The organism is Thalassobaculum fulvum (genome assembly GCF_014652915.1).
Lineage (GTDB): Bacteria > Pseudomonadota > Alphaproteobacteria > Thalassobaculales > Thalassobaculaceae > Thalassobaculum_A > Thalassobaculum_A fulvum.
Genome location: NZ_BMZS01000014.1, coordinates 23,658 through 48,595, shown reverse-complemented (window position 1 = coordinate 48,595; position 24,938 = coordinate 23,658). Strand labels below are relative to the sequence as shown.

General features: G+C 70.8%; 22 protein-coding genes. 5 read left to right on the top strand and 17 right to left on the bottom strand.

The annotated features are described in order from the left end of the window. Positions 1-20: 20 nt before the first annotated feature. Positions 21-1,100, top strand: coding sequence for an ACR3 family arsenite efflux transporter (arsB, locus tag IE246_RS25225; RefSeq protein WP_189994959.1), 1,080 nt, complete (start codon positions 21-23; stop codon positions 1,098-1,100). A 7-nt stretch (positions 1,101-1,107) separates the two neighbouring features. Here the strand turns inward: arsB and IE246_RS25220 are convergent, their stop codons facing one another. Continuing rightward, complete coding sequence (locus tag IE246_RS25220; RefSeq protein ID WP_189994958.1) at positions 1,108-1,596, bottom strand: VOC family protein; 489 nt, start codon at positions 1,594-1,596, stop codon at positions 1,108-1,110. A gap of 171 nt (positions 1,597-1,767) precedes the next feature. Here IE246_RS25220 and garD point away from each other — a divergent pair, with 171 nt between their 5' ends. Beyond that, positions 1,768-3,324 (top strand): galactarate dehydratase, encoded by a 1,557-nt coding sequence (gene garD, locus IE246_RS25215; RefSeq protein WP_189994957.1) that lies wholly within the window; start codon positions 1,768-1,770, stop codon positions 3,322-3,324. 176 nt (positions 3,325-3,500) lie between these two features. Here garD and IE246_RS25210 read toward each other — a convergent pair whose 3' ends face one another. From IE246_RS25210 to iolD, 7 genes are all read right to left on the bottom strand, one after another. Further along, on the bottom strand, positions 3,501-3,992 hold the full coding sequence (locus IE246_RS25210) for a MaoC family dehydratase (RefSeq protein WP_189994956.1): 492 nt from the start codon (positions 3,990-3,992) through the stop codon (positions 3,501-3,503). Positions 3,993-3,997: 5 nt separating this feature from the next. Further along, the gene (locus IE246_RS25205) at positions 3,998-5,107 is read right to left on the bottom strand and encodes a CaiB/BaiF CoA transferase family protein (RefSeq protein WP_189994955.1); all 1,110 of its coding nucleotides are present in this window, start codon (positions 5,105-5,107) and stop codon (positions 3,998-4,000) included. A gap of 172 nt (positions 5,108-5,279) precedes the next feature. After that, positions 5,280-6,437 (bottom strand): CaiB/BaiF CoA transferase family protein, encoded by a 1,158-nt coding sequence (locus IE246_RS25200; protein WP_229837493.1) that lies wholly within the window; start codon positions 6,435-6,437, stop codon positions 5,280-5,282. Continuing rightward, positions 6,434-7,612, bottom strand: a complete 1,179-nt coding sequence (locus IE246_RS25195) for an acyl-CoA dehydrogenase family protein (protein WP_189994954.1) — start codon at positions 7,610-7,612, stop codon at positions 6,434-6,436. The genes IE246_RS25200 and IE246_RS25195 overlap by 4 nt, the downstream gene beginning before the upstream one ends. Positions 7,613-7,813: 201 nt before the next feature. Further along, positions 7,814-8,575 (bottom strand): GntR family transcriptional regulator, encoded by a 762-nt coding sequence (locus tag IE246_RS25190; RefSeq protein WP_189994952.1) that lies wholly within the window; start codon positions 8,573-8,575, stop codon positions 7,814-7,816. Positions 8,576-8,628: 53 nt separating this feature from the next. Next, a complete protein-coding gene (gene iolE, locus IE246_RS25185) occupies positions 8,629-9,528 on the bottom strand; it encodes a myo-inosose-2 dehydratase (RefSeq protein ID WP_189994950.1) in 900 nt (299 codons plus the stop codon). After that, positions 9,525-11,372 carry a 3D-(3,5/4)-trihydroxycyclohexane-1,2-dione acylhydrolase (decyclizing) gene (gene iolD, locus IE246_RS25180; protein ID WP_189994948.1) on the bottom strand — a complete coding sequence of 616 codons (1,848 nt, stop codon included), beginning with the start codon at positions 11,370-11,372 and terminating at the stop codon, positions 9,525-9,527. The genes iolE and iolD overlap by 4 nt, the downstream gene beginning before the upstream one ends. Before the next feature lie 179 nt (positions 11,373-11,551). On the opposite strand from iolD, the gene IE246_RS25175 reads away from it, so the two are divergent. Both IE246_RS25175 and IE246_RS25170 read left to right on the top strand, forming a co-directional pair. Further along, positions 11,552-12,298 carry an endonuclease/exonuclease/phosphatase family protein gene (locus IE246_RS25175; RefSeq protein ID WP_189994946.1) on the top strand — a complete coding sequence of 249 codons (747 nt, stop codon included), beginning with the start codon at positions 11,552-11,554 and terminating at the stop codon, positions 12,296-12,298. 4 nt (positions 12,299-12,302) lie between these two features. Beyond that, complete coding sequence (locus tag IE246_RS25170; RefSeq protein ID WP_189994944.1) at positions 12,303-13,712, top strand: phospholipase D family protein; 1,410 nt, start codon at positions 12,303-12,305, stop codon at positions 13,710-13,712. A gap of 9 nt (positions 13,713-13,721) precedes the next feature. Here the strand turns inward: IE246_RS25170 and IE246_RS25165 are convergent, their stop codons facing one another. The 6 genes from IE246_RS25165 to IE246_RS25140 all read right to left on the bottom strand — a co-directional run bounded on the left by IE246_RS25165 (position 13,722) and on the right by IE246_RS25140 (position 20,338). Next, a complete protein-coding gene (locus IE246_RS25165) occupies positions 13,722-13,952 on the bottom strand; it encodes an oxidoreductase dimerization domain-containing protein (protein WP_229837492.1) in 231 nt (76 codons plus the stop codon). 94 nt (positions 13,953-14,046) lie between these two features. Next, positions 14,047-15,075: an HNH endonuclease gene (locus IE246_RS25160; protein WP_189994942.1), complete on the bottom strand. Its 1,029-nt coding sequence runs from the start codon at positions 15,073-15,075 to the stop codon at positions 14,047-14,049. A 117-nt stretch (positions 15,076-15,192) separates the two neighbouring features. Further along, positions 15,193-16,602, bottom strand: a complete 1,410-nt coding sequence (gene lpdA, locus IE246_RS25155; RefSeq protein WP_189994940.1) for a dihydrolipoyl dehydrogenase — start codon at positions 16,600-16,602, stop codon at positions 15,193-15,195. 192 nt (positions 16,603-16,794) lie between these two features. Continuing rightward, positions 16,795-18,075, bottom strand: coding sequence for a dihydrolipoamide acetyltransferase family protein (locus IE246_RS25150; RefSeq protein ID WP_189994938.1), 1,281 nt, complete (start codon positions 18,073-18,075; stop codon positions 16,795-16,797). 14 nt (positions 18,076-18,089) lie between these two features. Further along, positions 18,090-19,103, bottom strand: a complete 1,014-nt coding sequence (locus IE246_RS25145) for an alpha-ketoacid dehydrogenase subunit beta (protein ID WP_189994937.1) — start codon at positions 19,101-19,103, stop codon at positions 18,090-18,092. A gap of 2 nt (positions 19,104-19,105) precedes the next feature. Next, positions 19,106-20,338 (bottom strand): 3-methyl-2-oxobutanoate dehydrogenase (2-methylpropanoyl-transferring) subunit alpha, encoded by a 1,233-nt coding sequence (locus tag IE246_RS25140; protein ID WP_189994935.1) that lies wholly within the window; start codon positions 20,336-20,338, stop codon positions 19,106-19,108. 297 nt (positions 20,339-20,635) lie between these two features. Between IE246_RS25140 and IE246_RS25135 the strand changes: the two genes are divergently transcribed. Then, positions 20,636-20,950, top strand: a complete 315-nt coding sequence (locus tag IE246_RS25135; protein ID WP_189994933.1) for an Mpo1-like protein — start codon at positions 20,636-20,638, stop codon at positions 20,948-20,950. 5 nt (positions 20,951-20,955) lie between these two features. Here the strand turns inward: IE246_RS25135 and IE246_RS25130 are convergent, their stop codons facing one another. The 3 genes from IE246_RS25130 to IE246_RS25120 are packed head-to-tail and all read right to left on the bottom strand — an operon-like array spanning position 20,956 to position 24,882. Beyond that, complete coding sequence (locus IE246_RS25130) at positions 20,956-22,860, bottom strand: bifunctional sugar phosphate isomerase/epimerase/4-hydroxyphenylpyruvate dioxygenase family protein (RefSeq protein ID WP_189994931.1); 1,905 nt, start codon at positions 22,858-22,860, stop codon at positions 20,956-20,958. Between the two features lie 31 nt (positions 22,861-22,891). Then, the gene (locus IE246_RS25125; RefSeq protein WP_189994929.1) at positions 22,892-24,424 is read right to left on the bottom strand and encodes a tripartite tricarboxylate transporter permease; all 1,533 of its coding nucleotides are present in this window, start codon (positions 24,422-24,424) and stop codon (positions 22,892-22,894) included. Beyond that, the gene (locus IE246_RS25120) at positions 24,424-24,882 is read right to left on the bottom strand and encodes a tripartite tricarboxylate transporter TctB family protein (protein WP_189994927.1); all 459 of its coding nucleotides are present in this window, start codon (positions 24,880-24,882) and stop codon (positions 24,424-24,426) included. Before IE246_RS25120 ends, IE246_RS25125 begins: the two co-directional genes overlap by 1 nt. Positions 24,883-24,938 lie beyond the last annotated feature (56 nt).

Sequence of the window (24,938 nt, the reverse complement as noted above, 5' to 3'; positions counted from 1 at the left end):
TCGAACAGAGGATCCATCGGATGACGAGCGAGGTCTCGGGTAGCGGCGCGGCGGCCGGCGGTATCGGCTTCTTCGAGAAGTGGCTGTCGGTCTGGGTCGGCCTGTGCATCGTCGCCGGGCTGTGGCTCGGCAACCTCGTGCCAGGGACGTTCGCGGCGATCGCCGGGCTGGAGGTCGCCTCGGTCAATCTGGTGGTCGCGGTCCTGATCTGGGCGATGGTCTACCCGATGATGGTCAACGTCGACTTCGCCAGCCTCGGCCATGTCGGCGAGCGGCCGAAGGGGCTGGTGATCACCGTCGTCGTCAACTGGCTGGTCAAGCCGTTCACCATGGCGGCGCTCGGCGTGGCGTTCTTCGAGGGCGTGTTCGCCGACCTGATCGACCCGGCCTCGGCCCAGGAGTACATCGCCGGCCTGATTCTGCTGGGGGCGGCCCCGTGCACCGCGATGGTGTTCGTGTGGTCGCAGCTGACCCGCGGCGACGCCACCTACACCCTGGTGCAGGTCTCGGTGAACGACATCGTCATGGTGTTCGCCTTCGCGCCGATCGTCGCCTTGCTGCTGGGGGTCACCGACATCCAGGTGCCGTGGCAGACCCTGCTGCTGTCGGTCTTGCTCTACGTGGTCATCCCCCTGCTGGCCGGGGCCTTCACCCGGCACCGGCTGGCCGCCGGCGCGACCGACCCGGCCGAGCGCGAGCGGCGGGTAGGGGCCTTCACCGCGGCCGTCAAGCCGGCCTCGGTGCTCGGCCTGCTGGCGACCGTGGTGCTGCTGTTCGGGTTCCAGGGCCAGGTGATCCTGGAGCGGCCGGTGCTGATCGCGCTGATCGCGGTGCCGCTGCTGCTGCAGTCCTACGGCATCTTCCTGGTCGGCTACGCCGCCGCCTGGTTCTGGCGGGTGCCGTTCCCGGTGGCCGCACCCTGCGCCCTGATCGGCACCTCGAACTTCTTCGAGCTGGCGGTCGCGGTCGCCATCAGCCTGTTCGGGCTGCAGTCAGGGGCGGCGCTCGCCACCGTCGTCGGCGTGCTGGTCGAAGTGCCGGTCATGCTGTCCCTGGTGGCGTTCGCGAACGCCACGCGGGGCTGGTTCCCGGAACGCTGAGGGCCGGTCAGGCCGGCTGGGCCGCGAACGCGGCGAACGCCTCCTCGGCACCCTTCATCATCTGCTCCGGCGTGTAGTCGGCGACGTGGGTCGCCACCGACCAGCGGTGGCCGAACGGATCCACCACCTGGCCGTAGCGATCGCCCCAGAACATGTCGGCCAGCGGCATCGCCACCGTGGCGCCGGCCTCGACCGCGCGGGCGAAGGCGGCGTCCGCATCCTCGACATACAGGTGCAGCGTGACTGGTGTGCGGCCGGATCCGTCGGGCCCCGGGGAGCAGCCGTCGAAGGCGTCGGCCAGCATCACGGTCGAGCTGCCGATGCGGAGTTGGGCGTGCATGATCCTGGCCGGGTTGCCGGGCATCGCCATGCGCATGACCTCGTCGGCCCCGAACGCGCGCTTGTAGAACTCGATGGCGTCCGCCGCGCCGTCGACCACCAGGTGCGGCGTGACGGTGTGGAAGTGATCGGGAATGGGCTGGGTCGACGCGGTCATGGCATGGCTCCCTTGTTCGTTATTTAATTGATATCAACGTAATTAAGGAGCGTCAATTCATACGATGATTCGCGCTTGGGGCACCGCCGCCGGCCGGATAGTGTGGGGCCGTCGGTGGCCCGTCCGGGGCCCCGCCCGACAGCAGAATCCTCCGGGAAGGAAAGCCTCGTGATGGCGCCGTCGACCCAGGGCCAGCCGCTCTATATCCGCATGCACGAGAACGACGACGTCGCCATCGTCGCCAACGACGGCGGCCTGCCGGCCGGTACCGCGTTCCCGTGCGGGCTGACCCTGCGCGAGCCCGTGCCGCAGGGCCACAAGGTGGCGCTCGTCGACCTGGCCGCCGGCGCGCCGGTGCGGCGCTACGACGTGGTCATCGGCCACGCGGTCAACGCGATCCCGGCCGGCTGCTGGGTCAACGAGTTCAAGCTGCGGATGCCGGAGCCGCCGGCGCTGTCCAACCTGCCGGTCGCGACCCGCCGTCCGGAACCGCTGCCGCCGCTGGAAGGCTACAGCTTCCAGGGCTACCGCAACGCCGACGGCTCGGTCGGCAGCCGCAACCTGCTGGCCATCACCACCACGGTGCAGTGCGTGTCGGGGGTGGTCGAGCATGCGGTCCGGCGGATCCGCGAGGAACTGCTGCCGCGCTACCCGAACGTCGACGGCGTCGTCGGCATCGAGCACGGCTATGGCTGCGGCGTGGCGATCGACGCGCCGGACGCGGTGGTGCCGATCCGCACCCTGCGCAACATCGCCCTGAACCCGAACTTCGGCGGGACCGCCATGGTGGTCAGCCTGGGCTGCGAGAAGCTGCAGCCCGACCGGCTACTGCCGCCGGGGACGCTGCCGGCGGGGGCGGAGCCGGAGTTCGGTCTGGTCACCCTGCAGGACGACCGGCACGTCGGCTTCGAGTCGATGATCCGCTCGATCATGGAGATGGCCGAGGCGCATCTCGACAGGCTGAACCGCCGGCAGCGCGAAACCTGTCCGGCCTCGGACCTGGTGGTCGGCCTGCAGTGCGGCGGCAGCGACGCGTTCTCCGGGGTTACCGCCAACCCGGCGCTCGGCTTCGCCAGCGACCTGCTGGTGCGGGCAGGCGCCACGGTGATGTTCTCCGAGGTCACCGAGGTGCGCGACGGCATCGACCAGCTCACCGCGCGGGCCGCCACGCCCGAGGTCGCCGACGCGCTGATCCGGCAGATGCGCTGGTACGACGACTACCTGGCCCAGGGGCAGGTCGACCGCAGCGCCAACACCACGCCCGGCAACAAGAAGGGCGGGCTGTCCAACATCGTCGAGAAGGCCATGGGCTCGATCGTCAAGTCCGGCAGCGCGCCGATTTCCGGCGTGGTGGCGCCGGGCGAGCGGGCTGCGACCAGGGGCCTTCTGTATGCCGCGACCCCGGCCAGCGACTTCATCTGCGGCACCCTGCAGCTGGCCGCCGGCTGCAACCTCGAGGTCTTCACCACCGGCCGCGGCACCCCGTACGGCCTGGCCGAGGTGCCGGTGATCAAGGTGGCGACCCGCAGCGACCTGGCGCGCCGCTGGCACGACCTGATGGACGTCGATGCCGGCCGCATCGCCACCGGCGAGGCGACCATCGAGGATGTCGGCTGGGAACTGTTCCGGCTGATGCTCGACGTCGCCGGCGGGGCGAAGCGCACCTGGGCGGAGAAGTGGAAGCTGCACAATTCGCTGGTGCTGTTCAACCCGGCCCCGGTGACGTAGGGGCGGCCACGTCTTGCCGCCCGTCGCTTCGTGGGTCCCGGAGCCGGCTGCTGACGCAGCCCCTCCGGGATGACGGAGGATGGAGAACCTGGCGTCGGCCCCACTCTACTCTCGTCATCCCGGAGGGGGCGCACAAGCGCCCGGCTCCGGGACCCACGGCGTGACGGGCGTATGCCTCAGCCCGCCACCCGCGGCACCAGGATGTTGCGGTCGAACTCCATGAACACGGTGCCGTCGGCCTTCAGGCCGCGGGTGCGGACGCCGACGATGCCCTGCCCGGGCCGGCTCTTCGACGGGCGCTTCGAGGTGACCTCGCTCTCGGCGTAGATGGTGTCGCCGACGAATACCGGGGCGGTCAGCCTGATGTCGCTCCAGCCGAGGTTGGCGATCGCCTTCTGGCTGACGTCGCTGACGCTCATGCCGGTGACGATCGCCAGGGTCAGGCAGGAGTTCACCAGCGGCCGGCCGAACTCGCTGGCGGCGGCGTACTCGGCGTCGAAGTGCAGCGGGTGGGTGTTCATGGTCAGGAGGGTGAACCAGGTGTTGTCGGCCTCGCCGATGGTGCGTCCCGGCCGGTGCTCGTAGACGTCGCCGACCGTGAAGTCGTCGTAGGTCCGGCCGATGTCCTCGCGCCAGCGCCCGGGGGCGATCTGCTTGCTGCCGTACATGGGGATCAGTCTCCGTCGACGATCGAGTGGTGCTCGTCCAGCCCCGGCTCGCGCAGCACCGGGCGGGCCGGCTCAAGGGTGAAGCGGACCACCGGGGCGATGTGCTCGCGGCCGTGCTCGTCGGTCAGGACCAGGCCCTGGGCACGGGCGTTCGGGTCGTCCAGCGCCTCGCGCAGGGTGTTCACCGGGGCGGCGCTGACGTCCATGCCCTCGAACCACGCCATCCACTCGGCAAGCGTGCGCTGCCGGAACACCCCGCGCAGGAACTCGATGACCGGTGCCTGGTGCGCGCCGGGGCCGCGCTCGCACAGCGGCACCAGGTCGAGGCGGTCGAGCCGGCCCAGCAGGTTGCGGACGAACTTGATCTCCTGGCCGCCGAGCACGAGGTGGCGGCCGTCGGCGGTGTCGTAGACTTGGTAGAACGCGCTGCCGCCGGTCGTCCGCTCGTGCTTCGGGTCCGGCTGCGGCAGGCCGGCCATCGCCGGGCCCAGAACGTTCGGCAGGCCGGCCAGGGTCGCGTGCTGCATCGACACGTCGATGCGGTCGCCGCGGCCGGTCTTCTCGCGACGGTACAGCGCCATCACCACGCCGGCGAGCGCGTTGAGCGAGCTCAGGATGTCGGCGGTGGCGAGGCCCGGCATCGCCGGAACGCCGTCGCGGCCGTGGGTGATGCTGAGCACGCCGGCATAGGCTTCGGTGGCGATGTCGTGGGCCGGGACGTCGCGGTATGGCCCGTCCTGGCCGAACGCGCTGATCGAGCAGTAGACCAGCCGCGGGTTGCGGGCCGACAGGGTCTCCCAGTCGAAGCCGAGCCGCTGCATCACGCCGGGCCGGTAGCTCTCGACGAACACGTCGGCGGCGTCGCACAGCCGGTACAGCGTTTCGCGCCCGGCCTCCGACTTCAGGTCGAGCACGACGCTCTTCTTGCCGCGGTTGACATTCCTGAAGAACACCGTGGTCGGGCCGTCGGAGACGCCGATTTGGCGGCCGGGATCGCCCTCGCCGGGCGGCTCGACCTTGACTACGTCGGCGCCGTGGTCGGCCATCGCCATGGTCAGGTACGGCCCCGGCAGGAACACCGACAGGTCGACCACCTTCACGCCTTCGAGCTTCATGGGGGCCTCAAGCGTTGGAGGGGCGGGTGGGTTCCGGCTCTGCGCGACTTCGTCGCTTCGGCCGGGATGAGGGGGGTGGGGAGCTTCACTCGTTTTCCCCTCATCCCGGACCGGGCCGCCGCAGGCGGTACGGATCCGGGACCCAGGCGGGGGCGGAGGAGGGAACGCTCGCTCACTTCGCGTCATCCCCCAGCAGCGCCCTGGTATCCCCGCCGAGCGGGGAGCACACGGTCTGCTGCGGCCGCTCGCCGTCGAACTTCAGCGGGTTGGCGAGCATCCGGAAGTCCGGGCGGGCCGGGTGCGGCACGCTGCGTACCATGCCGGTGGTCTCGACGAACGGGTTCGCAAAGGCCTGCGCCACGTCGTAGACCGGGGCGACCGGGACGTGGCCGGTCAGCCGCTCCAGCCACTCGTCGGTGGTCCGGGTCCCGAAGGCGGCGTCGAGCTCGCGCTCCAGCTCGCCCCGGTTCTCCCGTCTCGCCGCCTGGTCGGCGAAGCGCGGGTCGGCCTTCAGCTCCGGCCGGTCGATGCGGTCGGCCAGGATGCGCCAGGCGCGCTCGGTCATGCACATCACGTAGATCCAGCCGTCGCCGGTCCTGAAGGTCTGCACCGGGGCGATCGACAGGTGGCCGCTGCGATGGGTGCGCGACGGTGCCGCGCCGCCGTTCAGGTACCAGGTCGCCGGGTAGGACAGCTGGTGCAGGGCCACGTCGAACAGGCAGGTGTCGACGTCGCAGCCCTGGCCCGTAGTGCGCGCGCGCATCACGGCGCCGAGCAGCCCGACGATGCCGGTCATGCCGGTCATGAAGTCGATCATCGATAGCCCGAACCGGGCAGGGGGGCCGTCCGGCTCGCCGGTCATGCTCATCAGCCCGGCCTCGGCCTGCATCAGGAAGTCGTAGCCCGGCCAGGACTTGCGCTCGTTGTCGCGGCCGTAGGCCGAGATGCTGAGGCAGACGATCGCCGGGTTCACGTCCTTCAGGCTGGCATAGTCGATGCCGAGCTTCTCCGGCTGGTCGCCGCGCAGGTTGTTGATCACCGCCTCGGCGCCGGCCGCCAGCCTGCGGAAACCTGCCCGGCCCTCGGGGGTCTTCAGGTCGAGCGCGACGCTCTTCTTGTTGGAGCCCCAGGACTGGAAATAGACGCTGTCGTTCGGTCCCAGGAAATGCGGGCCGACGCTGCGGCCGGCATCGCCGCCGGTCGCCGGGTTCTCGACCTTGATGACCTCGGCGCCCATGTCGGCCAGGTGCATCGAGCCGTAGGGGCCGGCGCCGAACTGCTCCAGCGTCAGCACCCGCATGCCCTCCAGCGGCCGCGTAGACGCGCTCACGACGCCAGCCCGCCCTGCTTGACCAGCTGCCGGGCGATGATGATCCGCTGCATCTCGTTGGTGCCCTCGCCGATGCACAGCAGCGGGGCGTCGCGGTACAGCCGCTCGATGTCGTACTCCTTGGAGTAGCCGTAGCCGCCGTGGATCCGCAGCGACTCTGTCGCGTTCTCCAGCGCCGCCTCGGTGGCGAACAGCTTGGCCATGCCGGCCTCCATGTCGCAGCGCTCGCCGCTGTCGAACTTGCGCGCGGCGTCGAGCACCAGCAGACGGGCGGCGCGGGCCCGGGCCGCCATGTCGCCGAGCTTGAGCTGGATCGCCTGGTGCTCGGCAATCGGCTTGCCGAAGGTTCGGCGGATCTGCGCGTAGTCGAGGGCGAGCTGCAGGGCGCCCTCGGCGATGCCGACGCCGCGGGCCGCCACGTTGATGCGCCCGAGCGCCAGCCCGCCGGTCGCCTGGTAGAAGCCCTGGCCCTCGACGCCGCCGATCAGGTTGTCGGCCGGGATCCGGTAGTCGTCGAACACCAGCTCGCCGGAATCGATCGACTTGTAGCCGAGCTTCTCCAGCTTGCGGCCGACCCGGAAGCCCTCCTGCTTGGGCGCGATGAACAGGCTCATGCCCTTGTGGCGGGGCTCCGCCTCGGGATCGGTCTTCACCAGCAGGGCGAAGCACGAGCCCTCGATGCCGTTGGAGATCCAGGTCTTGGTGCCGTTGATGACGTAGCCGTTGCCGTCGCGCCGGGCGGTCATCCGGATGCCCTGCAGGTCGGTCCCGGCGTCGGGCTCGGTCAGCGCCAGGCCGCCGCGCACCTCGCCGGTCGCCAGCTTCGGCAGCCAGTGCGCCTTCTGATCCGGGGTGCCGAACTTCTCGATCGCCAGCGCCAGCATCAGGTGCGAGTTGAAGATGCCGGTGACGGCCATCCAGTCCTGCGAGATCCGGGCGACGATCTTGGCGTAGGTGCCGGCCGGCAGCCCGAGCCCGCCGTATTCCGGCGAGATCGTCGCGCCGAACAGGCCGAGTTCCTTCATCTGCTCGACCGTCGCCTCCGGATAGCGGTCGGCGTGGTCGTACTCCTTGGCGATCGGCCTGACGTCCTTCTCGACCCAGCGGTCGATGGTGGCGAGCAGCTGAGCCTCGTCCCCCGGGTCGATGCTGCGGCCCTGGAGCGTGTCGGACATCGGCGGATCCTCCGAAAATTTGTTCGGACAAATCTTGAGACAATCGAGGGCGGAGTCAACGGGTGTCGGCGCTGCACCCGGCCCCGGTTCGCCGTTTCGCGCCGTAGGGGGAGCGAGGTTGCGATCACCCCTGCTCCCTCATCCCGGACAGGCGCGGTGGCGCGGCTGATCCGGGACCCAGCCATGGCCGAACCAGGCCGCCTATGCCGGCTCGTCGTCGCGGCGCAGGCGGATGGTGTAGGCGAAGCGGTCGCCGGGGTGCCAGTTGACCGCGACCATCATCGGCGCTCCGCTGGCGTCCAGGTAGCGGCGAAGGATCCGCAGGGCGGGGGCGCCGGTGCGGGTGCCGAGCGCACGGGCCGCGGCCGGCGGCATGGCGGCGGCCGAAACCTCCTGGACGGCCTCTTCGACCCGCTCGCCCGAACGCGCCTCGACAAGCGCGTGGATCGGTCCGTCCTGCCGGCTGACGTCGGTCAGCAATTCGGCGAAACGCGCGTGGACGAATACCGTGACGTGACAGACCATCTCGCTGCGGTCCGCCGTCCACCGGACCCCTGTGATGCGCAGCCAGCGTGTGCCGGGCGGCCAGTGGATGGCGGCGGCCTCGGCTTCGCCGAGCGTGACCGTCTCGGCGTCGGCGATTTCCAGGGTGGTGTCGCGGGTGTAGCTGAACAGTTCGCTGAGCGATCGGATCGTGTGCACGTAGGCGACCGGCGGAGTGTCGGCTATCACCCGGCTGCCGGCGCCCTGGCGCCGCTCGATCAGGCCCTGGTCGACCAGCAACCGCAGCGCCGCGCGGACGGTGTGGCGGCTGACGCCGTGCCGGGCGCACAGCTCGATCTCGGTCGGCAGGCCCGAACCGACCGGGTGGATGCCGGCGGCAATCTCCGAGCGAAGCGCCTGCGCCAGCCGCTGGTACAGCGGCAGCGTGTCGGGGCCGGGGGCGGACGGCAACGATTGCATGGCGGCAGGCTAGCACCGGGTATTGGTCCGGACAACTTTGCCCCGAAACCGGATCAGTGGGTGATCGCCACGCCCAGCCGCTCTGCCGTGGCCGTCAGGTGCGCATGTCCCATGCGGGCGTATTTCAGCGGCTCGGCCCTGGCCGGGTCCTGCTCGGCCTCGACGATCCACCAGCCGGCATAGCCGGCGCGGGCCACCGGGGCGAGCGCCCGCTCGAAGTCGACGCAGCCGTCGCCGGGCACGGTGAACACGCCGGCGATCACCGCATCGAGGAAGCTCCAGCGTTCCGCCAGCGCACGGCGCATCACGTCGGACCGCACGTCCTTGGCGTGCACGTGGACGATGCGGCCGGCCCAGCGTCCGGCGACCGCCGCCGGGTCGTCGCCGGCGAAGGTCAGGTGGCCGGTGTCGTACAGCAGGCCGACGCTGTCGGGGGTCGCCTGCATCAGCCGGTCGATCTCGTGCGCCTTCTCGATCGCCGTGCCCATGTGGTGATGGTAGGCCAGGCGGACGCCACGCTTCGCCATGTGATCCGCCACCGCCGCGATCTTCGCCGGGTAGTCGCGCCACTCGGAGTCGGTCATGACCGGTCGGTCGGCGACCGGCGTGCCGCGCATGCCCTGCACGCTCCCCCCCACCTCGGCGAACACCATGACCGGGCAGCCCATGGTGGCCAGCAGCTCGAGATGCGGCTGCATGGCGGCGATCTCGTCCGCGACCGAGCGGAACCGCAGCTCTGCTCCGTACCAGCCCGACACCAGCGCCAGCCCGTGCGGCCGCAGCACGTCGGCGCAGGCCGCCGCCTCGCGCGGGAACTTGTTGCCGAGCTCGATGCCGTCGAATCCGGCCAGCCGGGCCTCGGCCAGGCAGGTCTCCAGCGGTGTCTCGCCGCCGAGCTCGGGCAGGTCGTCGTTGCTCCAGGCGATCGGGTTGGTGCCCAGGCGGACGGTCATGCGGTCTCCTTTCGCCGGCCGACGGCGCGCCGGTAGTCGTCGTGCGCCCGGCGCACCTCGCTGCGTTCCGAGACCTCCGGCACCGCGACGTCCCACCACGCCCCGCCCTCGGCGGTCGAAGCCAGCGGGTCGGTGGCGATGGCGATCACGGTGGTGCCGGCGGCGGCCCGTGCCCGGGACAGCGCCGACTCCAGCTCGGCGATGCCGGTCACCGCCTCGGCGGCCGCTCCCAGGCTGCGGGCATGCGCCGCGAAGTCGATACCGGGTGGCTGGGCGACGTGGTCGACATGCGCGAACAGGTTGTTGAAAGATGCCCCGCCGCAGGCCTGCTGCAGCCGGTTGATGCAGCCGAAGCCGCCATTGTCGAGCACCACCACCACCAGCTTGCGGTCCAGCATCACCGCTGTTGCGATCTCCGAGTTCAGCATCAGGTAGGAGCCGTCGCCGACCAGCACGAAGACTTCGCCATCCGGGCGCGCCATGCGCACGCCGAGGCCGCCGGCGATCTCGTAGCCCATGCAGGAGAAGCCGTACTCCAGGTGGTAGCGGCCGGGTCCTGACGCGCGCCACAGCTTGTGCAACTCGCCCGGCAGGCCGCCGGCGGCGCACACCACCACGTCCTCGGGCCCGGCCTGGCGGTTCACCGCGCCCAGCACCTGGGCGTCGGTCGGCCGCTCGGCGTTGCCGGCGGCGGTCGCCCGGTCGACCGTGCCGTTCCATTCGGCGGCCAGCGTCCGCACCCGCGCCTGCCACGCGGCCGGGGCGGCGTGGCTGCCGAGGGCGGCACCGAGGTCCTCCAGCGTCCGGCGGGCGTCGCCGACCAGCGGCTCCGCACCGTGCTTGCCGGCGTCGAAGGCCGCGACGTTGAGCTGGATCAGCCGGGCGCCGCCGGGCAGCAGCGCCCGCGAGCCGGTGGTGAAATCCTGCAGCCGGGTGCCGACCGCCAGCACCAGGTCGGCGTCGCGGGCGAGCTCGTTGGCGGCGGCCGAGCCGGTGACGCCGATGCCGCCGACGTTCTGCGGATGGTCCCAGGCCAGGCTGCCCTTGCCGGCCTGGGTCTCGGCGACGGGGATCGCGTGCCGCGCGGCGAAGCCCTGCAGCACGTCCGCCGCCTCGGAGTACAGCACGCCGCCACCGGCAACGATCAGCGGCTTCTCGGCCCGGCGAAGGCGATCGGCGGCCCGCGCCAGCTCGTCCGGGTCGGCGGCCTGCCGCCGTGGGGTGTGCAGGCGCTCGGCGAAGAACGACTCCGGGAAGTCCCAGGCCTCTGCCTGCACATCTTGCGACAGCGACAGGGTCACCGGCCCGCACTCGGCCGGGTCGGTCAGCACCTGGATGGCGCGGGGCAGGGAGGCCAGCAGCTGTTCCGGCCGGGTGATGCGGTCGAAGAACCGCGAAACCGGGCGGAAGCAGTCGTTGGCGGTCACCGTCGGGTCGCCGAAATCCTCGACCTGCTGCAGCACCGGGTCGGGCAGGCGGTTCGCGAAGGTGTCGCCCGGCAGCAGCAGCACCGGCAGCCGGTTGACGTGGGCGACTGCGGCGGCGGTCACCATGTTCAGCGCGCCCGGGCCGATCGAGGTGGTGCAGGCCATCACGCGGCGCCGGTTGCTCGCCTTGGCGTAGGCGATGGCGGCGTGCGCCATCGCCTGCTCGTTGTGCGCCCGGAAGGTCGGCAGGGCGTCGCGGGCGTGCCACAGCGCCTCGCCGAGGCCGGCGACGTTGCCGTGACCGAAGATCGCCCAGATCCCGGCGAACAGGGCGACGTCGGCGCCGTCGATCCGTGTCCGCTGCGCCGCCAGGTAACGCACCACGGCCTGCGCCGCGGTCAGACGGATCGTAGCCATCGCTCCCTCCCTCTGCCGGTTCCCCGGGGCGTTTGCGGGCCCGCCCGGCGGTTCGGCGTATCATTTGTAGCGGCAGCGAGACCGGTTGGACACTGCCTGCGGTGCGCGGTTTCGCGGGGTGGCGCAGGCGTCCGGTTGCCCCGATAGTTCAGGCATCACCGGACGGCCGCGGAAGGGCCATGCTGCGGGTTGCGACCTACAACATCTGCAAGAGCGTCGGCACCGACCTGCGGCGGCGTCCGGAGCGGGTGCTGGCGGTGCTGCGCGAGCTGGATGCCGACGTGGTCGCGGTGCAGGAGGTGGACCGGCGATTCGGCGAACGGGCCACGGCGTTGTCGCCCGAGGCGATCGAGGGCGAGACTCCGTATTTCCCGGTCCCGTTCGGCGTCCGCCCGGCCAGCCTCGGCTGGCACGGCAACGTCCTGCTGGCGCGGCGCGGCGTGGTGGTGCGCGCGACCCGGCGGATCGAGCTGCCGGCGCTGGAGCCGCGCGGCGCCGTGCTGGCCGACCTGCGGGTGAACGGCGCCGAGATCCGGGTGATCGGCATGCATCTCGGGCTGATCGGTCACTGGCGCCGCCGCCAGGCCCGGGCCGTGCTGATGAGCCTGGAGGCGCTGGAGGAGCCACTGCCGACGGTGATGATGGGCGATCTCAACGAATGGACGGTGGACGGCGGTTGCCTGCGGCTGTTCGCCCGCCACCACCACGTCGCGGCCCCGGGGCCGAGCTTCCATTCGCGCCGGCCGGTCGCTGCGCTCGACCGCATCATCACCAGCCTCGACCTGCGGGTGGAGGCGGCCGGCGTCCACCTGTCGCAGAAGTCGCGCGTCGCGTCGGACCACCTGCCGGTGTGGGCCGACATCGTCCCGGCCGGCGCGGCCGCGGCCGCCGAACGCCACCACGTCGCGCAGTCGCCCTGGATCTGAGCCGATGGATCCGAGCGGCGCTTCCACCCGCCTGCAGCGCCTGTGCCGCCGCTACGTACCCGACGGCGGCCGGTCCGGCTTCGCCCTGATCCCGACCGGGCCGGAGGCGTTCCTGACCCTGCACGGGCTGACCGTGGCCGCCGAACGGACCCTGGACGTCCAGTACTATCTCTGGGAGGACGACGGCAGCGGCCGGCGGTTGCTCGCCGCCCTGCTCGACGCCGCCGACCGCGGTGTGCGGGTGCGGCTGCTGCTGGACGACATCGGCGCGCCGAGCAGCGACCCCGAGCTGGCGCGCCTCGACGCCTATCCGAACGTCGAGGTGCGGCTGTACAACCCGTTCCCGCACCGCTTCGGGCTGGTGTTCGCGCTGCTGTTCCAGTCGCGTCGGGTCAGCCGCCGCATGCACAACAAGGCGTTCGTCGCCGACCGCGCCGCCGCCGTGGTCGGCGGCCGCAACGTCGGCGACCGTTACTTCGAGTTCGACGCCCGCCGAAACTTCCGCGACCTCGATCTGTTCGCGGCCGGGCCGGTCGTCGAGGCGGTCGCCCGGTCGTTCGACGCGTTCTGGGACAGCGCCTGGAGCCGGCCGATCGGGGCGATCGACCGCGGGCGCTGGCGCCTGGCCGACGTGCGCAGCACGGTGCGGCGGGGGCTGCGCCGCCGCATCCGGCAGACCGGGAAGGGGCCGTACCCGCCGAGCGCGGGGCTGCGCCGCCGCTCCTACCGGGCGCTGGTCGGGCAGCGCTTTGCCGGTCTGGTGGTCGCCGAAGAGGCGACCGTGCTGGTCGACCGCCCGGACAAGCCGGAGACCGGCGAGCCGCGGCTGCTGGAGGCGCTGCTGGCCGGGCTGGACCGGCTGCCGCAGCGCGAGCTGCTGCTGGAGTCGGCGTACTTCGTGCCGGCCGGCCCGGGCGTCGGCCTGCTCGGCCGGCTGGCGCGCAGCGGCGTGCACGTGCGGGTGCTGACCAACTCGGCCGGCTCCGGCGAGGTGGCGGTGGCCCACGCCGCCTACCGCAAGTACCGCCGGCCGCTGCTGCGGGCCGGGGTGCAGCTGCACGAACTCAGGGTCGACGCCGTGCCCGGCTGGGCGTCGAACCTGCACACCAAGGCGGCCGTGATCGACCGCCGCGACGTGTTCGTCGGCTCGCTGAACGTCGACCCGCGCTCGGCGGTGCTGAACACCGAGATCGGCCTGCTGGTGCGCAGCCCGGCGCTGGCGGCGCAGGTGGCGGCCTTCATCGAGGGCGGCATGGCGCCGACGAAGTCGTACCGCCTGGCATTGTCGGGTGGCCGGACCGTCTGGCGGACCGGCGAGGACGCGGCGCCGCGCCGCGACGAGCCGGGGGTGTCGCCGTGGCGGCTGCTGCTCGTGCGGCTGCTGGCGTGGCTGCCGCTCGACCGGCAGGTCTGACGCCCCGCCTCAGATATGCAGGGCGTGCCCGAGCGCCCGCATCGCCGCCTCGGGGATCGCCTCGCTCAGGGTCGGGTGGGCGTGGATCGTGGCCGCCACGTCCTCCAGCCGGCAGCCCATCTCAAGCGCCAGGCCGAAGGCGGCCGACAGCTCCGAGACCCCGGCCCCGACCGCCTGCAGGCGGAGGACCAGATGGTTGTCGGCGCGCGTGACGATGCGCCCATTTCGGTGACAGTGCACTTATCTCGTTTGCCGCTGGTTGCCTCAGCAGAAATTAAGTGCACTGTCACCGAAATGAAATTAAGTGCACTGTCACCGAAATGTCGTCGGCGCCTCAGGCCACGAATACTTCGCGGCGGTGATACTCCATGTAGGCGCACTGCTCGGGCCGGAAGCCGCTCGCCACATACGGCGCCTGCGCCTCCGACAGCCCCTGCGCCTCCCACAGCCCGAGCGTCTCCGGTGCCGTACCGCCGAGACCGAGGCGCCGGAGATCGCGCTTGTCGAATCGCGTGGAGACCTCGGGTCGGCCGTCGTCGTGGAAGGTGACGAAGCCGCGGTCGAACAACAGGTCGGCGTCGGGTGTGAGCATCAGCCCGTTCATGCCGTCGAGCCGCTCGGGTGCGGTGTCGCAGAGCCGCCAGGGCTTGATGTGGCTGGCGATCAGCAGGGCGGGGTTGGTGATCCCGGTCAGCCGGCACGCACGCTCGACCGCGTGCACGTTGTCGCGGAACCGGCCCTGGCCGCGCCGGGCGCGGATCACCGCGTCGCGAGTCGTCTGGTCGAGCGTGGTGTCGGCGGCGACCCGCTTCTCGACGGCGTCGTCCAACTCCTCCCTGACCACGCGGTAGCTGAGGCTGTTGCTGCCGCCGCGCTGCAGGACGCCGGCATCGAAGGCCGCCGACCCGGCCGCGGTTCCCGCGGCGACGACGACGTCGAACACCGGTTGCGGGATGGCCGTCATATAGACGCTCTGCAGGCCGTGGCCGGTGGCCGCCCTGATCGGCGAGTACTTGTCCGGCAGCAGAGGGCGGAGGGTAGCGATCAGGTCACGCGGCCGAACCGGCGCGGCCAGCGGCACCCAGTACACCGGCAGCAGCCATCCGACCGCACTCCAGTAGCCGCCGGTGGCGCCGAACTCTTCCGGCTTCGGGGCGGTGAAGGCGAACTCGACGACGCGGCCGACGTGGCGGATCAACCCGTCGGCGTAGGACAGCACCAGGTCGCCGGGCGTGGCGGCGCGCATGCTGTCATAGAACGGGTTGCGGGCACCGTTCGCCTTGCGCTTCGGTGACCACAGGTAGTTGCCTTTGATCTCCTGAGAGAACGTCTGCTTGTGATTGACCCACCAGGTGCGCGGCATGGGCGGAGGTTAGCGTGGCGGATGGGGAGAGACGAGGGGGTGAACGAGGTCCCGCTGCATTGCGCAACTCCCGGAGCCTTGTGCCTCCAGGTCCTTCGCGGCCTTCCCCGGTGCCCCTCAGATATGCAGGGCGCGCCCGAGCGCCCGCATCGCCGCCTCGGGGATCGCCTCGCTCAGGGTCGGGTGGGCGTGGATCGTGGCCGCCACGTCCTCCAGCCGGCAGCCCATCTCAAGCGCCAGGCCGAAGGCGGCCGACAGCTCCGAGACCCCGGCCCCGACCGCCTGCAGGCCGAGCACCAGATGGTTGTCGGCGCGCGCGACGATGCGCACGAAGCCTTCCTCCGCCTCCGTGGTCATCGCCCGGCCATTGGCCTGGAACGGGAACAGGGCGGTCTTGATCTCGCTGCCGGCGGCGCGCGCCTGGTCCGGCGACAGGCCGACGCTGACGATCTCCGGGTCGGTGAAGCAGACCGCCGGGATCGCCACCTTGTCCCAGGCCCGTTTCTCGCCGGCGATGACCTCGGCGACCATCTCGCCCTGGGCCATGGCGCGGTGCGCCAGCATCGGCTCGCCGGTGACGTCGCCGATCGCGTAGACGCCGCGCATCGAGGTGCGGCAGCGGTCGTCCACGGCGATGAACGGGCCGTTCATGTCGAGCGCCAGCTCCTCGCGGCCCCAGCCGCCGGTCAGCGGCCGCCGGCCGACGGTCACCAGCACCTTGTCGGCGGGCAGCCGCAGCTCGCCGCCGTCGGCGGTCTCGACCAGCAGGGCCCCCTCGGCGCCATCTGGCCCACCGGCCAAGCCGCGGGCCTTGGCGCCGAGATGCAGCTCGATGCCGAGCTCGCGCAGGCGATGCCCGACCGGCCGGGTCAGTTCGGAATCGTACAATGGCAGGATCCTGTCGGTCGCCTCGACCACGGTCACCGCGGAACCGAGCTTGCGGAACGCGATGCCGAGTTCCAGCCCGATATAACCGGCGCCGACCACCGCCAGGCGTTCCGGCGGGCGGTCCAGGGCCAGCGCCTCGGTCGACGAAACGACCCGGCCGCCGAACGGCAGCGACGGCAGCTCGACCGGCTCGGAGCCGGTGGCGATGATCACGTGCTCGGCGCGGATCACCTGGGTTCCGAGCGCGGTGTCGACGGCCACGGTCTTGCCGTCTCGGAAGCGGGCCCAGCCCTCGACGGTCTTGACCCGGGACTTCTTGAGCAGCCCGGCGACGCCGTTGGTCAGGCGGTTGACGATGCCGTCCTTCCAGTCCCGGCAGGCGGCGAGGTCGAACTCCGGTGCCGCCACCCTGATGCCGGGGGTGCGCCTGCCGGCCGCGACCTCGCGCAGCTTGAAGTACTCGTCGGCGGCGTGGATCAGCGCCTTCGACGGAATGCAGCCGACGTTGAGGCAGGTACCGCCCGGTCGTCTGGCCTCGACGACGACGGTGTCGAGCCCGAGCTGCCCCGCCCGGATCGCCGCGACGTAGCCGCCGGGCCCGGCCCCGACCACCAGCACCTGGCACGTGATGTCCTTCATGGGCGTGTCCTCGCTGCTTTCAACCCGGCTGTGCGGCTTGTGGGTCCCGGATCTCCGCGGCTGCGCCGCTGCGTACGGGATGAGGGTAGATAGGGGCAGCCATTTCCCTCATCCCGGACGGCCGGCGTCAGCGGGCCGATCCGGGACCCACGAAGCGACGGGCGTCGGCCGATGGTTGGCATCGCCGCCCCCTCACATGAAGATCATTGCCGGGGTCTCGAGCAGGGTCTTGATCCTCTGCACGAACACCGCGGCGTCCCAGCCGTCGACTACGCGGTGATCGAAGCTGGACGACAGGTTCATCATCTTGCGCGGGACGAACTGGCTGCCGTCCCAGACCGGCCGGACCTGGATCTTGTTGACCCCGACGATCGCCACCTCCGGGTGGTTGATCACCGGCGTGGTCACCAGCCCACCCATGGCGCCGAGCGAGGTGATGGTGATGGTCGAGCCGGTCAGCTCGTCGCGGCTGGCGGCGCCGGCCTTGGCGGCGTCGCTCAACCGGTTCAGCTCGGCGGCGCAGCCCCAGACGTCGCGCGCCTCGGCGTGCTTGACCACCGGCACCACCAGCCCGGTCGGGGTCTGGGCGGCGATGCCGATGTGGACGCCGCCGTACTGGTGGATGACCCCGGCCTCGTCGTCGAAATGCGCGTTGATCGCCGGCTGCTCGGCGATCGCCTTGACCATGGCGCGCATCAGGAACGGCAGGATCGTCAGGCGCGGCTGGCCGTCCTGCTTCTGCCGGTTGAGCTGGGCGCGCAACTCCTCCAGCGCCGTCACGTCGACCTCGTCGACATAGGTGATGTGCGCGATCCGGCTCTTCGACAGCGCCATCTTCTCGGCGATCCGGCGGCGCAGGCCGATCACCTTGACCTCGGTCACCGAGCTGTCGGGCCGCAGGCCGGTGCCGGGAGCGGCCGCCGGGCCGGCCTCCAGGAAGGCGTCGAGATCCTCGTGGGTGATCCGGCCAGCCGGGCCGCTGCCGCGCACCTGGCGCAGGTCGACCCCGGCCTCGCGCGCCCGTCCGCGCACCGCGGGCGAGGCCAGCGGCCTGTCGCCCTCGCGCCGCGGCGCGCCGGAGCTGGCGGGCGGTCGGGTCGCACGCGGTGCCGGCGCGGCGGCCGGTGGTTTCGATGGCGGGGCGGGCTCGGCCGCCGGTGCCTCAGGTTCTGCCGGCTTCTCCACCGGTTTCTCGGCCGCCGGCGCCGATCCGGCCGCCACGTTGCCCTCGCCGGAGACCTCCAGGCGGACCAGCGGCGAGCCGACGGCGATCTGCTCGCCGATCTCGGCCCCCAGCCAGATCACCGTGCCCTCGACCGGGGAGGGGATCTCGACGGCGGCCTTGTCGGTCATGACGCTGGCCAGGATCGCATCCTCCCGGACCACGTCGCCGACCGCGACGTTCCACTCGACCAGCTCGGCCTCGGCCACGCCCTCGCCGACGTCGGGCAGCTTGATGACGTACTCGCCCATCTCAGCTCTCCCCCTCAGCTTTCCATGGCCTGCAGTAATGCCTCGCCGACCCGCTTCGGACCGGGGAAGTAGTCCCACTCCTGGGCGTGCGGGTAGGGGGTGTCCCAGCCGGTGACCCGGGCGATCGGCCGCTCCAGCGAGTAGAAGCAGTGCTCCTGGACCAGGGCGCACAGCTCGGCCCCGAAGCCGGAGGTCATGGTGGCCTCGTGCACCACCACGCAGCGCCCGGTCTTGACGACCGACGCGACGATGGTGTCCAGGTCGAGCGGCAGCAGCGTGCGCAGGTCGATCACCTCGGCGTCGACCCCGGTCTCCTCGGCCGCCGCCTCGGCGACGTAGACCATGGTGCCGTAGGCCAGCACGGTGACCGCCGAGCCCGGTCGCCGCACCTCGGCCTTGCCGAGCGGAACCACGTAGTGGCCGTCCGGGACCTCGCCCAGCGGGTGCTTGGACCACGGCGTCACCGGCCGGTCGTGGTGGCCGTCGAACGGCCCGTTGTACAGCCGCTTCGGCTCCAGGAAGATCACCGGGTCGTCGTCCTCGATCGAGGCGATCAGCAGGCCCTTGGCGTCGAACGGGTTCGAGGGCACCACGACCTTCAGCCCGGAGACGTGGGTGAACAGCGCCTCCGGGCTCTGGCTGTGGGTCTGGCCGCCGAAGATGCCGCCCCCGGTCGGCATGCGGATGGTCAGCGGGGCGGTGAAGTCGCCGTTTGAGCGGTAGCGCAGCCGGGCCGCCTCGGAGACGATCTGGTCGTAGCCCGGGTAGACGTAGTCGGCGAACTGGATCTCGACGCAGGGGCGCAGGCCGTAGGCGGCCATGCCGATGGCGGCGCCGACGATTCCGGACTCGCTGATCGGCGTGTCGAAGCAGCGCTCGCGGCCGAACTTCTGCTGCAGGCCCTGGGTGCAGCGGAACACGCCGCCGAAATAGCCGACGTCCTCGCCGAACACCACGACGTTCGGGTCGTCGGCCATCTTGACGTGCATGGCGTCGCGGATCGCCTCGATCATGGTCATGCGCGGCATGGTCAGACCCCCGCCTGCTGGCGCTGGCGGCGCAGATGCGGCGGCATCTCCTTGTAGACGCCCTCGAACATGTCCCGCACCGACGGCTTGCCGCCGGAATGCAGGGTGCCGTGCCGCTCGGCCTCCTTCTGGGCCGCCAGCACCTCGGCCTCGACCTCGGCGGCGTACTGGGCGTGGCGCTCTTCCGACCAGGCGCCCTTGGCGATCAGGTGGTTCTTCAGCCGCTCGATCGGGTCGCCGAGCGGCCAGGCGTCGGATTCCTCCTTCGGGCGGTAGGCCGACGGGTCGTCCGAGGTGGAGTGGGCGGCGACCCGGTAGGTGACGTACTCGACGACGGTCGGCCCGAGATTGCGCCGGGCCCGCTCGATCGCCCACCGGGCGACCGCGTAGACCGCCAGGTAGTCGTTGCCGTCGACCCGGAGCGACGGGATGCCGAAGCCGTGGCCGCGCGCCGCGAAGGTGCCCGATCCGCCCTTGGCGATACCCTGGAAGGTCGAGATGGCCCACTGGTTGTTCACGATGTTCAGCACCACCGGCGCCTTGTAGGTCGAGGCGAACACCAGGGCGGCGTGGAAGTCGGACTCGGCGGTCGAGCCGTCGCCGATCCAGCCGGCGGCGATCCTGGTGTCGCCCTTGATCGCCGAGGCCATCGCCCAGCCGACCGCCTGGATGTACTGGGTGCCGAGGTTGCCGGAGATCGAGAAGAACCCGTGGTCCTTGGACGAGTACATGATCGGCAGCTGGCGGCCGTGCAGCGGGTCGCGCTCGTTCGAGTAGATCTGGCACATCATGTCGACCAGCGGGTAGCCGCCGGCGACCAGCAGCCCCTGCTGGCGATAGGTCGGGAAGTTCATGTCGCCCGGCGACAGCGCGTGCTGGAAGGCGCAGGCGATCGCCTCCTCGCCCAGGCACTGCATGTAGAACGAGGTCTTGCCCTGGCGCTGCGCCATCAGCATGCGGGCGTCGAACGCCCGGACCTTCATCATGTCGCGCAGGCCCTGCAGCGCCTGCTCGTCGGTCAGCGCGCCGGCCCACGGGCCGACCGCCTCGGCGTCGCGGTTCAGGACCCGGATGATGGTGTAGCCCAGGTCTCGGATGTCCGCGGGCGCGACATCCACCTCGGGTCGCCGCACGGTGCCGGCGCGCGGGATGGTGACGCCGCTGAAATCGGGCTTGCCGCCGGGACGGACCTCGGGCTCCGGGACCTGCAGACTGAGGGGGTGGGTGTCGCTCATGGGCGGGTTTCCTCTCCTCGCCGGGCGCCGCTTCGCTCGGCCGCCGGGTCGTGCTCGACAGCCCTAAAGTATCCATTTGGGCCTCTCTGTCGAGACGCTCAAGTCACCTTCCGTAGCGTCAAAACAGGCCAAAAACTGACCAAACACCCGAACCGTCGGCCGGCGTGCAATATTTTGATTCGGACAGTGGACCCAAGTTTCCACTTGTTTCGCCGACTGCGCCGTCCAGGTATCGAACGGTCCCGGCGAAACGCCCGGCGGGTTGAACGGGCGCGTCGGGCACGCCAGCTATCGGGGATGACGTTCGACGAGTTCTGGCCGCGCTACCTGCGTCAGCACAGCCGCCCGGCAACCCGGCGGGTGCACGTGCTGGGAACCTGCGTCGGCGTCCTGCTGCTGCTCGGGGCGGTCCTGAACGGCGACTGGCGGCTGGCGGTGTTCGCGCTGGTCGTCGGCTACGGCGCGGCCTGGCTCAGCCACGCCTTCATCGAGCGCAACCGCCCGGAGACTTTCTCGCATCCGCTCTGGTCGCTGCTCGGGGACTTCCGCATGACCTGGCTGTTTCTGACCGGCGGCCTGGATCGCGAGCTCGATCGCCACGGTATCCGCTGACCCCGTCAGCGCCGCGGCACCGTCGGCTCCGGCGCCGAGCGGGCCTGGGCCGCCAGCCTGACCGGCGCGTTGGCGGCACCGAAGCCCTGGTAGGCGCGGCCCCCATCGGCGCGGCGCTCGACGATCTCGAAGAAGAACCGGTCGGCGAAGGTGCGGGTGTAGGTCTGGAAGTACTCGCCGTCGCCGTCGCGGTCATACAGCACGTCGTGGTCGCGCAGTTCGGCCACCAGCGCCGGGTCGAGGCCGAAGCGGACATCGATGTCGTCGTAGTAGTTGTCCGGGATCGGCAGCGGCTCGAGGCCGTTGGCCTTCATCGCCCGGACGGTCGCGAAGATGTCCGCGCTCTCGAACGCGACGTGCTGGGTGCCGGCGCCGAAGAATTCCGACAGGAAGCGGCCGGACTGGGTCTTGGCACTCTGCGAGCTGTTCAGCACCACGCGAACGGCGCCGCCGGGCGCGTGCAGCGCCTGGCTGCGCACCAGCCCGCCGGGATCGGTGATGTCGACCTGGGCCTCCTTCTCGAAGTCGAGCAGGGCGGTATAGGTGAGAGTCCAGGTCAACATTTCCTCATAACTCATTGATTGAGCTATGTGGTCGACTCGCTTGAGGCCGATGTCTCCGGCGCCGCCGGTGTCGTCCGAGAGTGTGAAGTCGACCGACCAGATGTCGGCGAGCGGACCGGTCGGCTCGACGAAATGGATCAGGCTGCCGCCGACCCCGCGGATCGCCGGGATCTCCAGCTCGCCGCTGCCGACCGCCTGGGTGAAGGACGGCACCAGCAGTTCCCTGGCGCGCGCCATCGCGCCCTCGACGTCGGACACCCGGAGCCCGATCGCGCACACCGACGGGCCGTGGACGATGTAGGAGGAGTGGGCGAAGCCTTCCTTGTCGCTGTTGATGACGAGGTTGACTGCGCCCTGCCGCCAGAGCTCGACCGCCTTCGAGCGGTGGGTGCCGGCCTTGTGGAACCCGAGGCCGCCGAGGAAGCCGCGCAGCTGGGCGGCGGTGTCCTCGTCGACCGCGAACTCGATGAACTCGACGCCGAGCGGCGCGGGCCGGGCCGGCATCGCCGGCTTGCGGCCGCGCGGATTGGTCTTGGAGCGCGCCACCTGGTCCATCAGGAACACCAGGCCGCGCTTGCCGTCGGCGGCGGTCTGGCGCGGCGAGCCGGCGCGGAACTGGTCGTTGAAGATCTCCAGCGACAGCATGCCGTCGTAGCCGGTGGCGTCGAGCGCCTGCATGAAGTCGACCAGCGGGTAGTCGCCCTGGCCGGGCATGCAGCGGAAGTGCCGGCTGAGCTGCAGCAGGTCCATGTCCAGCTTCGGGGCGTCGGCGACCTGGACCAGCGCGATGCGGTCGCCGGGGATCGAGCGGATGCTCTCGACCGGCACGCCGCGGGCAATGGTGTGGTAGGTGTCGAGGATCAACCCGACATTCGGATGGTCGGCCCGGCGCACGATCTCCCAGGCGTCGCGGTGGTCGCTGACATGCCGGCCCCAGGCCAGCGCCTCGTAGCCGATGGTCAGGCCGCGCTTGGCGGCGCGTTCGCCGAGCTCGCGCAGGTCGGCGGCCGCCCGGTCGATGCCGCCGAGCGAGACCGGCGAGACGTTGGAGCAGACCAGCAGCAGCTTGGTGCCGAGCTCCTCCATGACGTCGAACTTGCGCTCGGCGCGGGCGAAGGCGCGGGCGCGCTCCGGTTCCGGCAGGCCTTCGAAGTCGCGGAACGGCTGGAACGCCACGCAGGCGAGGCCGAGGTCGCTGACCATGCGGCCGACGTCGCGCGGTCCGCCGTCGAAGGTCAGGAAATCGTTCTCGAAGATCTCGACCCCGTCGAAGCCGGCGGCCGCGATCGCAGACAGCTTCTCCTCGAGGTCGCCGCTCAGCGATACCGTTGCGATCGACGTCTTCATGAGCTGCAGCCTCCGTCCTGGGCGGGAGTCGTCAGGCCCCGCCGGTCCTGCCGTCGTTGCGCCATCGGCCGATCCGGGCCTGCATGGTGGTCCAAGCCGGGGTCTGCCGGGCCAGCAGCAGAACCACCGACAGCGTCAGCACGAGGGTGAGCGGGTGGCTCACCAGTTCCAGTGCGAACGCCGACGGCTCGTCCCGTACCGAGAGCATGGCGCGGCGATACGAAACGTCCATCAGCGGACCCAGGATCACCCCCAGGATCACCGGTCCGACCTGATAGCCGTACATCTTCATGAAATAGCCGAGCACGCCGAACGCCAGCATCCAGTAGATGTCGACCACGCTGTTCTGGATCGCGTAGGTCCCGACCACCGACAGCACCACGATCAGCGGCACGAGCACGGTGCGCGGGCATTCCACCATCTTGGCGAAGATGCGGATACCGGTCAGCCCGAACACCAGGGTAAACAGGTTGGCGAGCGTCAGGTTGCCGACCGTGAACCAGAAGAGGTGCGGGGTCTCGATCATCATCATCGGCCCGGGGCGCAGCCCATGGATAAACAGCGCGCCGATGATCACGGCGGTTACCGCGTCGCCCGGCAGGCCGAGAGTCAGCATCGGGATGTAGGCGCCGCCGATCGCCGCGTTGTTGGCGGATTCCGGGGCCACAAGGCCCTCGTAGGCGCCCTGGCCGAATGGCCGTGACGGCTTTTTCACGCTGCGCTTGGCATGGTCGTACGCCATCAGCGAAGCGATGTCGCCGCCGGTTCCGGGCAGAGCGCCGATCACCACGCCGATGATCGAGCTGCGGATCGACAGCGGGATGTAGCGCTTGACCACGTTCCAGCTCGGCAGGATCCGGTCGACCTGCTGGCGGATCGGCGTCGCCTTGAGATGATGGAGCTGGACCAGCGCCTCTGCGACGCCGAAGAAGCCGATCATCGCCGCCACATAGGGGATGCCGCCCAGCAGGGAGATCTGCCCGAAGGTGAACCGTTGCTCGGCGGTCAGCGGATCCAGCCCGACCATCCCGATCAGCACGCCGAGCGCGCCCGCGAACACGCCCTTGGCCAGGGACTCCCCCGACAGGCTGCCGACCAGCAGGATGCCGATGATCGCCAGCAGCAGGTAGTCGCGCGGCGCGAACATCAGCGCGAAATCGGAGATTGCCGGGGCGGCAATCGCCAACGCCAGCACGCCAAGCATGCCGCCGATCACCGACACCACGGTACTGACCCCGATGGCCCGGCCTGCCTCGCCGCGTTGCGCCAGCGGGAAGCCGTCGAGGGCAGTGGCGATGGCGCTCGGGGCCCCCGGGATGTTCAGCAGGATGGCGGTGCGCGATCCACCGTAGACGCCGCCGCAGAACACGCCGGCCATCAGCGCCAGCGCCTCGTTCACGTCCCAGGAGAAGGTGAACGAGATCAGGATCGACACCGCCATGGTGACCGACAGGCCAGGGATCGCGCCGATGTAGACGCCGGCGAAGGTGCCCAGTGCCGTCAACCCGAGGAGCCAGGGATCGAACCACGCCATCAGGAAGTAGGAGAGGGCGGAGCCGTCCATCACAGCCACTCCGCTTCCGGCAGCACGACCTGGAACCCGAGGCGGAAGATCACGTATATCGCCGCCACCGCCACGACGGCGACGAGGGCGGCGCGGACGGGACGGCCGCGCTGCAGGAACAGGATCGTCGCGAACAGGAAGGTGCCGGCGGCGATCACGAAACCGGTCGGCTCCAGTGCCAGCATCAGGGCGACGATCAGGGCGATGGTGATCAGCAGCACCGGCGGCGCAACGCGTCGCATGAAGCCGGCGGGCGCCGCCTCTCGGCGCTCGCGGACGAGCACCGCGGCGATCGAGACCACCATGACGGCGGCGGCGACCATCGGGAACACGCCCGGTGAACTGACCGAGGCGAAGCCGGAGATGGCATAGGCCTGGTAGAGCAGAAACAGGCTCAAGGCGAGCAGCAGCAGCGAGAACATCCGCTCTCCCGGCTGCCGCGGGCGCGGCTGCGGCATCGGACCCTCCATCGTGCGAACCGGGCGGTCCCCGGGGTGGTCCCGGGCCGCCCGGC

Bases quoted from the DNA above. Each gene is read 5' to 3' on its own strand.
- iolE (WP_189994950.1), bottom strand. From the start codon at position 9,528: ATGACCGTCCGCCTGGGCACCAACCCGATCGCCTGGAGCAACGACGAC.
- IE246_RS25195 (WP_189994954.1), bottom strand. From the start codon at position 7,612: ATGTCCGACACGCTCCAGGGCCGCAGCATCGACCCGGGGGACGAGGCT.
- iolD (WP_189994948.1), bottom strand. From the start codon at position 11,372: ATGGCTACGATCCGTCTGACCGCGGCGCAGGCCGTGGTGCGTTACCTG.
- IE246_RS25220 (WP_189994958.1), bottom strand. From the start codon at position 1,596: ATGACCGCGTCGACCCAGCCCATTCCCGATCACTTCCACACCGTCACG.
- arsB (WP_189994959.1), top strand. From the start codon at position 21: ATGACGAGCGAGGTCTCGGGTAGCGGCGCGGCGGCCGGCGGTATCGGC.
- IE246_RS25170 (WP_189994944.1), top strand. From the start codon at position 12,303: ATGGATCCGAGCGGCGCTTCCACCCGCCTGCAGCGCCTGTGCCGCCGC.
- garD (WP_189994957.1), top strand. From the start codon at position 1,768: ATGGCGCCGTCGACCCAGGGCCAGCCGCTCTATATCCGCATGCACGAG.
- IE246_RS25190 (WP_189994952.1), bottom strand. From the start codon at position 8,575: ATGCAATCGTTGCCGTCCGCCCCCGGCCCCGACACGCTGCCGCTGTAC.
- IE246_RS25125 (WP_189994929.1), bottom strand. From the start codon at position 24,424: ATGGACGGCTCCGCCCTCTCCTACTTCCTGATGGCGTGGTTCGATCCC.
- IE246_RS25120 (WP_189994927.1), bottom strand. From the start codon at position 24,882: ATGCCGCAGCCGCGCCCGCGGCAGCCGGGAGAGCGGATGTTCTCGCTG.
- IE246_RS25175 (WP_189994946.1), top strand. From the start codon at position 11,552: ATGCTGCGGGTTGCGACCTACAACATCTGCAAGAGCGTCGGCACCGAC.
- IE246_RS25140 (WP_189994935.1), bottom strand. From the start codon at position 20,338: ATGAGCGACACCCACCCCCTCAGTCTGCAGGTCCCGGAGCCCGAGGTC.
- IE246_RS25130 (WP_189994931.1), bottom strand. From the start codon at position 22,860: ATGAAGACGTCGATCGCAACGGTATCGCTGAGCGGCGACCTCGAGGAG.
- IE246_RS25205 (WP_189994955.1), bottom strand. From the start codon at position 5,107: ATGAAGCTCGAAGGCGTGAAGGTGGTCGACCTGTCGGTGTTCCTGCCG.
- IE246_RS25145 (WP_189994937.1), bottom strand. From the start codon at position 19,103: ATGCCGCGCATGACCATGATCGAGGCGATCCGCGACGCCATGCACGTC.
- IE246_RS25135 (WP_189994933.1), top strand. From the start codon at position 20,636: ATGACGTTCGACGAGTTCTGGCCGCGCTACCTGCGTCAGCACAGCCGC.
- lpdA (WP_189994940.1), bottom strand. From the start codon at position 16,602: ATGAAGGACATCACGTGCCAGGTGCTGGTGGTCGGGGCCGGGCCCGGC.
- IE246_RS25210 (WP_189994956.1), bottom strand. From the start codon at position 3,992: ATGTACGGCAGCAAGCAGATCGCCCCCGGGCGCTGGCGCGAGGACATC.
- IE246_RS25160 (WP_189994942.1), bottom strand. From the start codon at position 15,075: ATGCCGCGCACCTGGTGGGTCAATCACAAGCAGACGTTCTCTCAGGAG.
- IE246_RS25150 (WP_189994938.1), bottom strand. From the start codon at position 18,075: ATGGGCGAGTACGTCATCAAGCTGCCCGACGTCGGCGAGGGCGTGGCC.